General features: G+C 72.8%; 13 protein-coding genes and 1 pseudogene. 7 read left to right on the forward strand and 7 right to left on the reverse strand.

Annotated features, from left to right (window positions below):
* Together KDK95_RS31220 and KDK95_RS31225 are read left to right on the forward strand one after the other, a co-directional pair.
* Window positions 1-451 (forward strand): hypothetical protein (locus KDK95_RS31220; RefSeq protein ID WP_212521937.1); only part of this gene is annotated, 451 nt, incomplete at its 5' end.
* On the forward strand, window positions 442-795 hold the full coding sequence (locus KDK95_RS31225; protein ID WP_212521938.1) for a hypothetical protein: 354 nt from the start codon (window positions 442-444) through the stop codon (window positions 793-795). The genes KDK95_RS31220 and KDK95_RS31225, both read left to right, overlap by 10 nt.
* Window positions 796-863: 68 nt before the next feature.
* Here the strand turns inward: KDK95_RS31225 and KDK95_RS31230 are convergent, their stop codons facing one another.
* Both KDK95_RS31230 and KDK95_RS31235 read right to left on the reverse strand, forming a co-directional pair.
* Entirely contained in the window at window positions 864-1,568 is a 705-nt protein-coding gene (locus KDK95_RS31230; protein ID WP_212521939.1) for a hypothetical protein, read from the reverse strand.
* A 346-nt stretch (window positions 1,569-1,914) separates the two neighbouring features.
* Window positions 1,915-2,127, reverse strand: a complete 213-nt coding sequence (locus KDK95_RS31235) for a hypothetical protein (RefSeq protein ID WP_212521940.1) — start codon at window positions 2,125-2,127, stop codon at window positions 1,915-1,917.
* A 370-nt stretch (window positions 2,128-2,497) separates the two neighbouring features.
* Here KDK95_RS31235 and KDK95_RS31240 point away from each other — a divergent pair, with 370 nt between their 5' ends.
* On the forward strand, window positions 2,498-2,758 hold the full coding sequence (locus KDK95_RS31240; protein ID WP_212521941.1) for a hypothetical protein: 261 nt from the start codon (window positions 2,498-2,500) through the stop codon (window positions 2,756-2,758).
* A gap of 39 nt (window positions 2,759-2,797) precedes the next feature.
* On the opposite strand, the gene KDK95_RS31245 is transcribed toward KDK95_RS31240, so the two are convergent.
* Entirely contained in the window at window positions 2,798-5,608 is a 2,811-nt protein-coding gene (locus KDK95_RS31245) for a helix-turn-helix transcriptional regulator (protein WP_212521942.1), read from the reverse strand.
* Window positions 5,609-5,711: 103 nt separating this feature from the next.
* Between KDK95_RS31245 and KDK95_RS31250 the strand changes: the two genes are divergently transcribed.
* Window positions 5,712-7,160, forward strand: a complete 1,449-nt coding sequence (locus tag KDK95_RS31250) for an MFS transporter (RefSeq protein ID WP_212521943.1) — start codon at window positions 5,712-5,714, stop codon at window positions 7,158-7,160.
* Between the two features lie 50 nt (window positions 7,161-7,210).
* On the forward strand, window positions 7,211-8,005 hold the full coding sequence (locus KDK95_RS31255) for a VOC family protein (protein WP_212521944.1): 795 nt from the start codon (window positions 7,211-7,213) through the stop codon (window positions 8,003-8,005).
* 11 nt (window positions 8,006-8,016) lie between these two features.
* Here KDK95_RS31255 and KDK95_RS31260 read toward each other — a convergent pair whose 3' ends face one another.
* The 4 genes from KDK95_RS31260 to KDK95_RS31275 all read right to left on the reverse strand — a co-directional run bounded on the left by KDK95_RS31260 (window position 8,017) and on the right by KDK95_RS31275 (window position 11,792).
* Window positions 8,017-9,294: a serpin family protein gene (locus KDK95_RS31260; protein ID WP_212521945.1), complete on the reverse strand. Its 1,278-nt coding sequence runs from the start codon at window positions 9,292-9,294 to the stop codon at window positions 8,017-8,019.
* 87 nt (window positions 9,295-9,381) lie between these two features.
* Window positions 9,382-9,675, reverse strand: coding sequence for an MTH1187 family thiamine-binding protein (locus KDK95_RS31265; protein WP_212521946.1), 294 nt, complete (start codon window positions 9,673-9,675; stop codon window positions 9,382-9,384).
* A gap of 70 nt (window positions 9,676-9,745) precedes the next feature.
* Complete coding sequence (locus tag KDK95_RS31270; RefSeq protein ID WP_249162175.1) at window positions 9,746-10,729, reverse strand: MBL fold metallo-hydrolase; 984 nt, start codon at window positions 10,727-10,729, stop codon at window positions 9,746-9,748.
* Window positions 10,730-10,850: 121 nt separating this feature from the next.
* Window positions 10,851-11,792: a beta-ketoacyl-ACP synthase III gene (locus KDK95_RS31275; RefSeq protein ID WP_212521947.1), complete on the reverse strand. Its 942-nt coding sequence runs from the start codon at window positions 11,790-11,792 to the stop codon at window positions 10,851-10,853.
* Between the two features lie 215 nt (window positions 11,793-12,007).
* Here KDK95_RS31275 and KDK95_RS31280 point away from each other — a divergent pair, with 215 nt between their 5' ends.
* Entirely contained in the window at window positions 12,008-13,051 is a 1,044-nt protein-coding gene (locus KDK95_RS31280) for an SPFH domain-containing protein (protein ID WP_212521948.1), read from the forward strand.
* Window positions 13,052-13,094: 43 nt separating this feature from the next.
* A pseudogene (locus KDK95_RS31285) lies at window positions 13,095-13,650 on the forward strand (hypothetical protein); the annotation flags it as partial.

Below are 13,650 nucleotides of genomic sequence, written 5' to 3' on the forward strand. Positions count from 1 at the left end.
CACCCCGGTCGCACCGGATTCGCCGCCCGCCCCCGCCGCGCCCGGCCGCTCGCAGATCTCCGCGATGCAGGCCCTGGCGTACTTCGTCGGGCTGCACCCGACCCTCGTCGCGCTGGACTTCACGATCACCCGCGGCGGCACCATCGTCAGCCGGGTGGCCGACGACGTGACCTCGAACGAGGCGGCCGCGATCCTCGGCGAATACGGCACTGCGCTCGCGACGGCCGCCGGCGAGACCTTCCGCGCCCGCCGGCTGCAGACCGGTCCCTGGGAGTGGACGGAGCTGCACGCCCGATTACCGACACGCGCCTCGGAACTGGACGCGCCCACGGTGCCGATCAGCATCGCGGGCCGGCGCTGGGCCGTGCCCAACCCCTACGGGGCGGTCGGCGGGCTTCCGTCGCCGGCCGGTCCCGCGCACCTGTCAGAGCCGAGCGAACCGTGGCGATAACGGTGGACGCTCCGCTGATCCTGCTCGGCCTGCTGGTGGTGGCGGCGGCGGTGCTCTCGGGCGCGGTGGCCAGCCTGACGGCGGTCAACCGGCAACTTCGGCAGTCGGCCGCGTGGTGGGAGAACGCGGCCGGCGCGCTGGTTCCCTGGGCGGAGGCCCGTGCCGAGCTGCGCTCGCGGCACTCCGTCACCTACCCCGACGGTTCTTACACGGTCATCTGCGACGAGCCGATCGGCGACGTGATCGGCATGCACGTCACCGCCGGCGGCGAACGGCGGCTGATCCGGCACGAGCAGTGCGACCCGTGGCGCGTGACCCCGGAGCGGCACGTGCGCACCCGGTGACGGCTTCGGCCCCCATGACCGGGATCGCCGGTCATGGGGGCCGAAGCCGGTGCACTGACGCGAGTGCGCTACCCCTGGTCGAACATGCGGTGCAGCGTCACGTGCGGCTGCTGCGTCGCGGTCAGCGGACGCATGCCGGTGTGCGTGCTCGCCGCGCCCGCCGCCGCGGCGTTGGTGAGGATGGCCTTGACCTGCGCCGCCAAGGCGTCGGCGTCGGCCTTGACCTGGTCGATCGACGCGGTCGACGAGCCGAGCGCGGTCAGCTCCGCGTGGATGCGGCGCAGCCGTGCGAGTTCGTCCGAAGTGAGCGAGAAGGGATGGGGCGTCGAGACGATGAACTGGTATGCCCCCGCGAGGGTCTGGCACCCGTCGCAGTGCACGTTCGTCGAGTTGCCGAGGTTGACGGCGTCGAGGTGGATGTCCTCGCCGGCCATCGTGACGATCTGGAAGGAGAGCGAGATCGAACGGCACGGGGACGAGGCCCGGCAGGCGACCGACTCCGCCTCGGCTTGGTTGCGGGCGCCCGCGGCGGTCACCGCGCCGAGCTGGTGCACGTCGAAGGTGTCGCGGAACACGGTGGGATGCCCGGGGTTCGCCAGGGCGTGCGCGCTGTCGGCGACGACGGCGCACCCGGCGTACGCCTCCGCGGCGCCGCTCGCGAATCCGACCACGCCGAGGCAGGCGGTGACCAGCACGCCGGCGCGGAAGGCGCGGGGAGTGCGGCGCGTGAGGCGGGTGCCGACGCGGGGTGCGGAGTCGTGTTCGGTGGTCATCGGGATTGCTCCTCTGTTCGGTCGATCGATCCGGTCGTGGACCGTGGGGTGGGGTCGAGGGGGCGACCGCGAGCCCGAAATCGTTGTCGCCGTAAAGCAGAGGCGGGGCTCCGGACGCCGAGGGAGAGGAGGCGGCGCCGCGGAACCCGCGCGTGGGGTGCGGGGAGTGGGGGAGGATCGCGATCTGCCCGGCGGAAGGCCCCCGCGTGCCGGAGTCGCGGAACTGGCGCGACGGCGGCCGCGTCGCCGCGGCCCCGGTGCCGGCCGGGAATCAGGGTGCCGGCCGCACCGTTCGTGCCCTGTCGGCCGCGGACCGGGGGAGAGGCGGTCCGCGGCCACGCAGGTGTTACTGGGTGATGCTGATGGACTGCGAGGCCGCGCCCTCGGCCTCGGCACCCGGCGACCAGACGTTCGCCACGTTGGAGGTGTTGGAAGCGTCGACCACCGCGATGTGCTTGGTGACGTTCTTGGTGAAGCTGAAGGTGAGCTTGCCCAGCGCCTCGCGGCCCGGCAGCAGCTCCGCCGACTCGGCCGCCAGCTCGTTGAAGTCCATGCTCATGGGAGTCTCCTTGCCGCCGAGGCGGCGCTCGTGTCCAATCTGTTCGGACGGACTGTCCGACGAGATTGGACAGTAGCCGGGATCTCCGCCGATCGCAACGGACACGCCGGGGTCCGGAAAACCCCGCCGTGGACCGTAAGCGGCCCGGAAAGCGCGTGCTGCCACGGGTTTTCCGGTCCGCGGTCCATAGAGTTATGACTCGTTAGGGCGAGTCACATCACTCGCAGGCAGTAAGCGAACCATGGCGAACTCGGTGATGCATATGCGTAACCGACATTGGCGACATACAGTGTGGCCCTCTCGCGGCCCTCGCCGCCCGTGGGCCGGCAGCATTCGCCGCGCCGCCCGAACCCATCCAAGGGAGTCCTAGGTGCTGGTCGTCCAGGGAGGACCCACCACGGCAGTGGTGCGTCGTCCAACCGGAGAGTCGGTCGTCCTCCTCTCGGGCGAGCTGCCCGCCGTGCTGACCGACGAGAGCCTCAGGCAGGTGCTCGATCTGGCGGCGGCGGTGCTCGACCAGGCGGAGATGCAGTTGTTCGAGCGCTGCCTCGACGCGCTGCGCAGCGGCGACACGAGCCGCAACCGGCGCATCGAGATCGGCGGGGCGGTGCTCACCGTCTCCTCCGGCTGAACGGCTGAACGGCTGAACGGCGAATGCCTCGACGGCGGCTCAGCGCGTGCCGAGCAGGGCCGGAAGCTCCCCCCGGGAGACGACGCCCAGCTTCGGATACGCCTTGTACAGGTGGTGGCCGACCGTTCGAGGGCTGAGAACGAGCTGGGCGGCGATGTCGCGGTTCGACAGGCCCTGCGCGGCGAGCCGGACGATCTGAGCCTCCTGCGACGTGAGCACGGCGAGCGCGGCCTGCGCCGGGCTGTTCGTGCGCGTCACGACGGCGTCGGCGCGGGTGCGCGGCGGCTCTCCGCCGGCGCCGCTGGCGGCGAGTTCCTGGCGCGCGCGCTCGGCCCACGGGCTCGCGCCGAGGCGCTCGAAGGTCTCCAGCGCCGCCGAAAGCGGTGCGCGGGCCTCGGTACGGCGCCGCTCCCGGCGCAGCCGCTCGCCCCACAGCAGCTGCGTGCGCGCGCGGTCGAAGGGGCGGTCGGACTTCACGTACAGGCGCAGCGCGGCGGTGAAGGCGCGCCCGGCGGACTCGTCGTCCTCGGCGAGCAGCGCCTCGCCGCGCAGCACGAGCGCGTCCGCAGCGTTCTGCTTCACCCCGGCCGCCCAGCTCGTGAGCCGTCCGAGGGCCAGTTCGGCCAGTTCGCGGTCCCCGGCGCGCACGGCCGCCTCGAGCAGGTCCGGCAGCGCGCGGGCCGCGGCGAGCTGATGCACGGCCGGCCCGTTCTCCAGCGCGCGCAGGTGTTCGAGGGCGGCGGCCGGACGGCCGAGGCCGAGGTCGAGCAGCCCGAGCGCCCAGCGGCCCCAGGATTCGCCGAGCGACATGACCGTCGGCGCGAGGTCGGTCAGCGCCCGCCGCGCGTACTCGCGGCAGCGCTCCTCGTCGCCCGCCGACGCCGCGAGATACGCCAGCAGACCGCTGACCTGGCTCTCCCACTGCGTCTGGCCCGCGGCCTCGGCGATCGCCAGCGCCTCCTCGGCGCAGGTGCGCGCCTCGCCGAGGCGGCCGAGGTGCGCCTGGACGCGGGCGAGCGCGCCGAGCGAGGCGCTGTACCAGGCCATCCGGCCGTGCTCGCGGCACTCGGCCAGCAGCGTCGCGAACAGTTCGAGCGCGGCCTCGTCCTGCGCCATGATCGGCGCGAGCGAGCCCAGGGTGATCACCGGCCCCGCGGCATAGAGGCCTGATGAGCGGACGCGGTCGATCACGACGGCCAGGTCGGCCGGCCGGAACCCGAGATCCGACCGCAGCGAGAGCATGATCGCGGTCTCGACGTAGAGGCAGACGAGGTATACCGGGTGCTCCGGCGAGACCCCCGACAGGCTTGTGAACAGGTCGCTGTACGCGGAGACCTCGCGGTCCCCGAGGAACCAGGCCAGATCCACCGTCAGGCACAGCAGCGTGCCGGCCTCCAGCGGTCCGCCGTTGCGGCCGAGCTCCTGCGCGCCCGCGTACGCGATCCGGTACGCCTCGCGCAGCTCGCCGAGCTCGAAACGCGCGGTGGCGCAGGCGATGACCAGCCTCATCCATGTCTGCGCGTCAAGGCTTTGACCCGCCGCCGCGAGTTCCGCGCGCACGAGCTCCGCGTTGCCCGCGCACCGCTCGGCGCGCTCGGCGTCCCCGTGGTCGGTCGCCGCCTCGGCCGCCAGGATCCAGCGGCGCAGCCGATCCCCGGGCGACGGGCTGAGCACCGCGGCCCGCTCGTACGCGCCGATCGCCGCCGGGCGACCGCCGCGCCGGCCCGCGCGCTCCGCGGTGCGCTCCAGCTCGGCGGCCAGCCGCTCGTCCGGCCCCGTCGCGGCCGCGGCCTCGTGCCAGATCCGCCGGTCCGCCTCCTCCGGTCCGGTCAGCGCCCCGGCGTAGGCGCGGTGCGCGGCCAGCCTCCGGGGCACCGGGGTCGCCGCGACCAGCGCGCTGCGCAGCAGCGGATGCCGGAAGCCGAACGTGCCCTGATTCACCTGCAGCACGCCGGAGCGCTCGGCCGGACCGATCGCCTCGGCGGGCACTCCGAACAGCGGGGCCGCCCGCAGCAGTGCGTCGACCTCGGGGCCGTCGGCCAGTGCCGCGAGCTTGAGCAGCGAGAGGGTCTCGCGCGGCAGCGACTCGATCTGCGCGCGAAACGCCTCGACCAGCCTCTCGGGCAGCTCGGGCACCGGCTGGGCGTCACCGTGGGAGTCGAGCGCTGATACGGCCGGTAGCTCGAGCAGCGCGAGCGGATTGCCGTGCGCCTGGGCCAGGATCCAGGCGCGTGCCGCCGGGGAGGGCCGATCCGCACGCAGGGCGATCACCTCCTGCGCGGCGGCATCCGGCAAGCCCTTGACTTCGAGCCCTGGCAGGCCGGACCGCTCCAGCAGCGCGCAGCCCTGCCGGGCCGACATCACGATCGCCACGTTCTCGGTGCCCAGCCGCCGCGCCGCGAAAATCAGGGCGCTGAGCGAGAGTTGGTCGAACCAGTGTGCGTCGTCGACCAGGCAGAGCATCGGGGTGGCGGTGTCGGCGAGCTCGGAGAGCAGGGTGAGCAGCGCGAGACTGATCAGCAGCTGGTCGGCGGGCTCGGCGGACTCCTTCGCGCTCAGGCCGAAGGCCGTCGCAAGCGCGTCGCGCTGCGGGGCGGGCAGCACGTCGAGCCGGTCCAGAACCGGGTGCAGCAGCAGGTGCAGCCCGGCATAAGGAAGCTGCGACTCGGCCGGGTACCCGGTCGCGCGCAGCACCCGGAGGCCGTCGGAATTCGGGCAGGCGGCCTCGAGCAGCGCCGACTTGCCGATCCCCGGCTGCCCGCTGAGCACCAGCGAACCGCCCTGCCCGGCCCGCGCCGCCGCCAGCAGCCCCCGAAGAGCGCCCAGCTCGGCATCCCGTCCGCTCAGCATGATTTCGAGTCTAGACGCGCCCGGCGACAGGGACCGGTCACCGACCCCGATTACCTATCCGTGACTGATTCCGGCAGCGCCGCCGCTCCGTAGCTTCGCCGGTATGACGACCACGGACCTACGCCGCGGGACCGGCGCCGACCAGCGGACCGACGCCCGCCACAACAGCCCCTTCACCCTCATCGTGCTGCTCACCGGGGTCTTCATGGCCCTGCTCGACTTCTTCATCGTCAACGTCGCGCTGCCGGACACCCAGCACGACCTGCACGCCTCCTCCGCGGGCATCCAGTGGGTCGTCGCCGGCTACGGCCTGGCCCTGGCGTCGGCGCTGGTCACCGGCGGACGGCTCGGCGACCTGTTCGGCCGCAAGCGGATGTTCGTCCTCGGCCTGCTGGTGTTCGCCGCCGCCTCCGCCGCCTGCGGCCTCGCCCCGAACCCGGGCGTGCTGATCGGCGCGCGGGTGGCGCAGGGGATCGGCGCGGCGCTGTTCATGCCGCAGATCCTCGGCGTGATCGGCGCGGCGTTCTCCGGCGCCTGGCAGGCGCGCGCGTTCACCGGCTACGGCCTGACCGCCGGGCTCGGCGCCGTGTTCGGCCAGCTCATCGGCGGCTCGCTCATCCAGGCGAACCTGTTCGGGCTCGGCTGGCGCTCGATCTACTGGATCAACGTGCCGATCGGCCTCGCCGCCGCGCTGCTGGCCGTCCGCGCGCTGCCGAGCGTGCCGCGCGGGGGCCGCACCCGGCTCGACCCGGTCGGCGGCCTGCTGCTCACGCTCGCCGTGGTCGCGCTCGTGCTTCCGCTCGTCGAGGGCCGCCAGGACGGCTGGCCAGCCTGGACCTGGGCGTGCCTGGCCGCCTCGCCCGTGCTGCTCGGCCTGTTCTACGTGCACCAGCGGCGGCTGATCGGCCGCGGCGGCGAGCCTGTGCTCAACCCGGTGCTGTTCACGCAGCGCTCGTTCGCCGCCGGGATGCCCATCGCGCTGGTCTACAACACCGGTGTCGCCTCGTTCTTCTTCGTGCTCGCGCTGTACCTGCAGCAGGGCCGCGGGATGTCGGCGCTGGACTCCGGGCTGCTGTTCATCGCGGTCGGACTGCCGTACCTGGCCACCTCGATGCGCTCCGGCACGCTCGCGGCGCGCTTCGGCAGGAAGCTGATGACCGTCGGCTGCGTCGGCCAGGCCGCCGGTTACGCGCTGCTCGACCTCACCGCGCACGAGGCGGGCGTGGGCCGCAGCGTGCTCTGGCTGGCTCCGGCGATGGCCGTCGTCGGCGCGACGATGGGCCTCGCGTACGCGCCGATGTTCGGCGTCGTGCTGGCCGGGGTGGACCGGCAGCACGCCTCCTCCGCCTCCGGGCTGCTCTCGACCGTGCAGCAGGTCGGGGGCGCCACCGGCATCGCGCTCGCCGGGATCGTCTTCTTCGACGCCCTCGGCGCGCGGCCGACGGCCGCCGCGTACACCGCGGCGTTCGGCGTCGCACTGCTGCTGCTGACCGCGATCACCCTGGTGGCGGCGGCGCTGATGCGGCTGCTGCCGGTCAACCCGACGGCGTAGTTCAGCGAGGTCCGGCCCCTCCGCCGCCAGTACGGTTTTCGAGGAACCCGGTGACGACGGCGGAAGGGTCGGACAACATGCAGCAGCGGACCACGGCCTTGCACACCCCGTGCTGGACCGAACTGAGCGTGCCGGACCCGGAGGCCGCCAAGGCCTTCTACGGCGCGGTCTTCGGCTGGCACGCGCAGACCGACCCGCGGCCCGAGGCCGGCGGCTACGCGATGTTCCTGCTGGACGGCGCCCCGGTGGCCGCCGTCTCCCCGATGTACGACGACTCCACGCCGGTGGCCTGGAGCGTCTGCCTGTCCGTCTCGGACGCCGAGCGCACCGCGCTGCAGGCGGCCGAGCACGGCGGCAGGACCCTGATGCCGCCGGTGGACGTGTTCGACCTCGGCCGCTACGGGGTGCTCACCGACCCGGAGGGCGCCTCGTTCTCGATCTGGCAGGCCAACCGGTTCAGCGGTGCCGACATCATCGGCGACCCGAACGCGCTCGGCTGGATCGAGCTGTCCACCCGCGACCCGAAGCGGGCGCTGTCCTTCTACCCGGCCGTGTTCGGCTGGTCCACCCATCTGAGTGACTTCTACACGGAGTGGAGCATCGGCGGCACCCACTTCGGCGGCCTGGTCGACCTCAACCAGATGCCCGCACCCGCGGCCGAGGTGCCCGCGCACTGGAAGCCCTACTTCCGGGTCGACGACGTCGACGCGATCGCCGCGCGGGCGGCCGGCGAGGGCGCGGGCGTCCTGCTGCCGCCCACCGCCGTGCCCGGCGACGACCTGCGCTACAGCGTGCTCAAGGATCCGCAGGGCGCGCACTTCGGCATCTTCGCCCCGGCCGCGTAGCCGACCGCGTATCAGGCCGATGTGGTCTGGCCGGCGAAGACGAGCTGCCCGGTGGAGACGTCGCGGATGACGTAGAGGAACGGATGGTCGGCGTCGAAGGTGACGCCGACCGGCACCCGGGCTGACGAGGCCATCGCCCCGCCCGCCGCGGCCGCCGCGATCGTGCCGTTCTCCGCGACCTCGATGTGCGCCTTCTCCACCACGCTGGTGACCTGCAGGTTCTCGCCGTCGGCGGTCATCCCGGTCAGGTCGGCGCCGTCGAACAGCCTGTGGAGACCGAGCGCGCTCAGCGACTTCTTCAGGTCGTCGGGGGAGTAGTCGGTCGTGAACTTCGGCAGGCTCAGCTGCACCGGCTGCTTGGTCATCGACGCGAGCATCGTGTTGAGCTGCGCGGTCGAGAGGCTGTCGCGGAAGCCCTTGAGGCTGCCGGCGCCCTGAGCCGGCAGCAGGACGTCCATCGCCAGCCTCCCGCCCGCGTACGGCAGTTCGACCAGCTGCCAGCCGCTGCCCGAGGCGTACTCGAACTCGTCGTTCGAGCTCATCATCGCCACCTGCCGCTTGGGACCTGACTCCGGCTGGAACGTCGCGCTCATCGTCTTGTCCGGATCGAACTTGTCGGCCCACGCGGCGTTCAGATACACCGCGTCGGTGAGCACGATCCGGGTGGTGGAGTCCAGCGAGCCCTTGCTGAACAGGTTCGTGATGTACCCGTGCGTCTCCTGCGCGACCAGGTCGTCGATCGCCTGGGTGGCGCCGTTCGGATCGCCCTGGAAGTCGGTCTGGTGCACTCCAACGCCGAATGCCCCGTCGAGCGTCGCCAGGTAGTCCTTCGCGAGCTTGACGTCGGTGGCCGCCCACACGTCACTCGACTCCTCGAGCGTGTTCGCGTTCGAGTTCCAGTCGGCCCGCGCGGTCGCGTCGATCTTGCCGAGCGCGCCGGCCGTGGTCCGTGCGTCGAGCCCGGCCGTGCCGAGTGCGTCCGAGAGACCGGCGGCCGTCTGCCCGCCCGCGCCCGGCAGGATCATCGCCAGCAGGTCCACGAGCGTCTGCGGCGAGAAGACGAGGTTGCCGTCCGTCCCGTCCCCGAGCTTGCGCAGCAGCGCGAGACCGAAGTCCTCCGAACCCGTCTCGGCCTGCCGCAACGCGGCAGCGGTGACGGTGATGCCGGCGGCGTTCTGCACCATGGTGTTCGCCACCGGCGCCGCCGAGTCCCCCGAAGAGCACCCCGCGAGCATCCCGGCGGCCAGCGCCGCCGCCAGCGGGGCACTGAGCCAAAGCCTGCGCCGCATCGTCTGCCCTCCCTGCCGCCTCCGGTCCCGTGCCGGATTCAGCTGTTTGACGACGCGGCGCCCGCTCCGGTTCCGCGCGTGCGGCCACTATTGCGCGAGCAGCTCCTCCACCTTCGCGACCTTGGCGTTGAGCGCGTCGGAGACCCCGGGACGGATGTCCGCCTTGAGCACGAGGCTGACCCGGCCGGCCTCCTCCTGCACGGCCTCGCAGGCGCGCTTGACCACGTCCATCACCTCGTCCCACTCGCCCTCGAGCGTGGTGAACATGGCGTCGGTGCGGTTCGGCAGGCCCGACTCGCGCACCACCTTGACGGCCTTCGCGACGGGCGCGGCGACGTCCTCACCCGCACCGATCGGCGTGACGGAGAAGGCGACCAGCATGATTCGATCCCTGTCTTTCTATGGTGTGTTCTTCCAGCCGACGCGGCTTCCAGGCCGAAGACGCGGGACACTAGTGCCCGGCGGTGGTGTCCAGACTCTCCAGCCACCGGCTGATCCCCGCGATGTTCGCCGCGGACGAGGAGAGCGCCTCGAACTTCTCGGCCACCTCCGGCCGGGCCAGCAGCGCCGCGTACCGGTCCTTGGTCCGTTCGCGCACCAGCGCCAGCGCGTGGTCGAGGTCCAGCTGCGCGGAGCGGGCCTCGCGCACCAGGCCGACCCACAGCCGCAGCTCCTCGTCCGCCCTGGCCAGCGCGTCGTCCACCCGGGTGATCGGCCCGTAGTGCGAGAACAGCAGGCGGGTCGCGCCGAGGTTGCGCATCCGGCCGAGCGAGGCGATCGCGAGTCCGAGGTCGAAGTCCGGCGGCGGGGTACCCGGCAGCATCGTGCCGGCCAGGTCCGGGTCGTCCGGGGCCATGCCGGTGACCGGATCGGCGTCCTCCGGCGGGATGTAGAGCCCGGCGGCGTCGCCCACGTACAGGTCGCCGGTGGCCGTGTCGACCAGGCCGAGGTGGTGGCGCGCGTGGCCCGGGGTGTGATGGCCCTCCAGATGCCGGCCGCCGCCGAGGTCGACCCGGCCGAGCGCGCCGATCGCGTCGATCCGCGCCGCGTCCGTGGGCAGCAGCTCCCCGAAGATCTCGTCCATCGCGGGCCCGAACACCCGGCGCGCGCTGGCCATCAGCCGCGAGGGATCGGCCAGGTGCCTCGCGCCGGTCTCCTGGACCACGATCCGCGCCCCGGGGAACGCGGCGGCCAGATCGCCGACCCCGCCCGCGTGGTCCAGGTGGATGTGCGTGACCACGATCGTGGCCAGGTCCTGCGGCCCCACGCCGAGCGAGCCGAGCGCGTCCACGACGGTCTTCGCGCTGGTCGCCGTGCCGGTCTCGACCAGGCACGGCTTCGAGCCGAGGATCGCGTAGGCGGCGGTGATGCCCGAGTACCCGGACATCGCGGTGTCGATCAGATGCACGTCCGCGCCGAGAGCGGTGATGGTCATGGGCCCGAATCTACCCCCGGACCACCCCGCCCCGGCAGGGGCGGCGCGCCGCGGGCTTCGCGACCCGTTGCGGGCTTCACGGCCCGCCGCGGGCTTCGCGACCCGTTGCGCGCATGGGGGCTTACGGGACGCGGACGACCTGCCCCGCGTACGCGATCCCGCCGCCGAACCCGAACAGCAGCACCCGATCCCCACTGCGCAGCTCGCCGCTCTCGACCAGCTTGGACAGCGCGATCCCGACGCTCGCCGCCGAGGTGTTGCCGGAGGTGACCACGTCCCTGGCCACGACCTTGTCCTGCATGCCCAGCTGCCGGGCCAGCGGCTCGATCATCCGCAGGTTCGCCTGGTGCGGCACGAACCCGGCCAGGTCCTCCGGCTGCACGCCGGCGGCCTCGCACGCGCGCCGCGCCAGCCCGGCGACCTCGCCGGTGACCCAGCGGTAGACCGCCTGGCCCTCCTGGCTGAAGCGCGGGACGTCGCCCTCGATCAGCACCGTACGGCTCTTCTCCGGCGCCGAACCCCAGAACACCGGCCCGACCCCCGCGTCCGCGTCGTCGCAGGCCTCGACCACGGCAGCTCCCGCCCCGTCGCCGATCAGCACGCACGTGCTGCGGTCGGTCCAGTCCGTGACATCGCTCATCTTCTCCGACGCGATCACCAGAGCCGCCCTGCTCGCCCCCGCCCGCACGGCGTGGTCCGCGACCGCGAGCGCGTGGCTGAACCCGGAGCACGCGGTGTTCACGTCCATCGCCCCGGGAGCCGTCAGCCCCAGCGCCGCCGCGACGCGCGCCGCGGTGCTCGGGCACCGGTCGATCGCCGTCGTCGTCGCGACCACGACGAGGTCGATCTCCTCCGGCGTGCGCCCGGAGGCGGCCAGCGCCTTGGCCGCCGCCTGAACCGCCATGTCCGCCACCGTCTCGGTGCGCGCGATCCGGCGCTCCTCGATCCCCACCCGGGAGCGGATCCACTCGTCGTTCGTCTCGACCAGCTTCTCGAGGTCGGCGTTGGTCAGAATCTCGGCGGGCTGGTAGTGCCCGACGGCGGTGATCCGGGATGCGGTCATGGCGGCCAGTCTACGGACCACCCCCTCCCACCGGCGGCTGCGCCCACATGCCGGTCCGCGGCAGTGCTCGGATTCGGCCCGCACCCCCGTTTTCGTCAGGTTGACGATAAGGGGTGCCGTACCGTATCGTCGCTCCCGACCCGCCGACCTCAGGGGGCTCATATCAGAGGTCGGCCGGTGCATATCCGCTTCCGATCCGGGGAGGGCCCGCTCGCATGGCGCACATCACCCACCGCCCGTTCTTCAACCACTACCGCGGCACCGGCACCGCCCACGTCGTGCACCTCAAGCACGGCAAGGTCGCGCACCAGGGCGTCGGCCAGGCCTTCTGGTTCCGCCCGCTCGGCACCGTGCTGTCCGAGGTGCCGGTGGACGACCGTGAGCTGCCGCTGGTCTTCCGCGGCCGGACCGCGGACTTCCAGGAGGCGGCCGTGCAGGGCTCGGTCACCTACCGCTTCGCCGACCCGGTCAAGGCCGCGGGCCGCCTCGACTTCGGCCTCGACCCGGCGACCGGCGTCGCCCAGGGCACGCCGCTCGACCAGGTGGCGGGCCTGCTCACCGAGCTCGCCCAGCAGCACGCCCTCTCGCTGCTCGCCTCCCTCCCGCTCGCCGACGCCCTCGCCGAGGGCCCGGCCGCCGTACGCGCCCGCATCGTCGAGGGCGTCTCCGGCGACCCCCGCCTGGCCGAGACCGGCATCGAGATCGTCGACACCCGCATCGTCGCCATCCGCCCCGAAGCGGACGTAGAGCGTGCCCTGCGCGCCCCCGCGAGGGAACTGATCCAGCAGCAGGCCGACCGCGCCGGCTTCGAGCGCCGTGCCGAGGCCGTCAACCGGGAGCGGGCGATCGCCGAGAACGAGCTGCAGAACCGCATCGAGCTCGCCACCCGCGAGGAGCAGCTCGTGGCCCAGCAAGGCGCCAACGAGCGCCGCAAGGCCCAGGAGGCCGCCGAGGCCGCGAAGATCATGGCCGTAGCCGACGCCGAACGAGTGAAGATCGCCGCCACCGCCGAGGCAGAGCGCGTCCGCATCGCCGCGGCAGCCGCCGCCGAGCACACCCGCGAACTGGGCGAGGCCGAAGCGGCGGCGGTGGCCGCCCGCATGCACGCCTACGCCGGCCAGGACCCCCGCATCCTGCTCGCCATAGCCGCGCAGTCCCTCGCCGGCTCGCTCCCCGAGATCGGCACCCTCAACCTCAGCCCGGACGTCGTGACCACGTTCCTCTCGTCCCTCGCAGCCGGCTCCGGTTCTGCGTCATGACGCCCGCGACCTCCGCCGACTCCGTCCGCCGCGGCGGACGCCCATGACGCTCGCCCCCAGGGTGGTCGTCGTCCACCGCCGAACCGAACGAGAGCAGATCGTCCGCGAGCAAGGCACCTGGGAGCAGGCAAAGTTCCAGGCCAAGCGCCACAAGTCCTCGGTCGCCCTGTCCGCCGTAGCCGCCCGCTTCGACGCCTCCGAGCGCGCCCTGCAGACCGTCTCCAACGCCATCCCCAGCGCCTGGCGCCGAGGAGCCGTAGAGCGCGAGGACCTGGACCGCTTCCTCTTCGAGCCCGAGGACCTCGTAGTCGTGGTCGGCCAAGACGGCCTGGTGGCCAACGTGGCCAAATACCTGACCACCCAGCCCGTCATAGGCATCGACCCCAACCCAGGCAGCGGCCTAGGCGTCCTAACCCGCCACCGGCCAAGCGCCTGCGCCCACCTGCTCCAAGCAGTCGCCGACCACCGTGCCGCCGAAGAACACCGAACCATGGCCGAAGCTGTGGTAGACGACCGCAGTTCGGGCCTATCCCTCACCGCCCTCAACGAGATCTACCTAGGCAGCCCCACCCACCAGTCCGCCCGCTACGAGCTGACCC

Origin of the sequence: Actinospica acidithermotolerans, assembly GCF_018139625.1 — a bacterium.
Taxonomy (GTDB): Bacteria; Actinomycetota; Actinomycetes; order Streptomycetales; family Catenulisporaceae; genus Actinospica; species Actinospica acidithermotolerans.

Coding starts and splice junctions, on each gene's coding strand:
- KDK95_RS31230 (WP_212521939.1), bottom strand. CDS start 1,568: ATGACCACCGAACACGACTCCGCACCCCGCGTCGGCACCCGCCTCACG.
- KDK95_RS31235 (WP_212521940.1), bottom strand. CDS start 2,127: ATGAGCATGGACTTCAACGAGCTGGCGGCCGAGTCGGCGGAGCTGCTG.
- KDK95_RS31245 (WP_212521942.1), bottom strand. CDS start 5,608: ATGCTGAGCGGACGGGATGCCGAGCTGGGCGCTCTTCGGGGGCTGCTG.
- KDK95_RS31250 (WP_212521943.1), top strand. CDS start 5,712: ATGACGACCACGGACCTACGCCGCGGGACCGGCGCCGACCAGCGGACC.
- KDK95_RS31260 (WP_212521945.1), bottom strand. CDS start 9,294: ATGCGGCGCAGGCTTTGGCTCAGTGCCCCGCTGGCGGCGGCGCTGGCC.
- KDK95_RS31265 (WP_212521946.1), bottom strand. CDS start 9,675: ATGCTGGTCGCCTTCTCCGTCACGCCGATCGGTGCGGGTGAGGACGTC.
- KDK95_RS31270 (WP_249162175.1), bottom strand. CDS start 10,729: ATGACCATCACCGCTCTCGGCGCGGACGTGCATCTGATCGACACCGCG.
- KDK95_RS31275 (WP_212521947.1), bottom strand. CDS start 11,792: ATGACCGCATCCCGGATCACCGCCGTCGGGCACTACCAGCCCGCCGAG.
- KDK95_RS31280 (WP_212521948.1), top strand. CDS start 12,008: ATGGCGCACATCACCCACCGCCCGTTCTTCAACCACTACCGCGGCACC.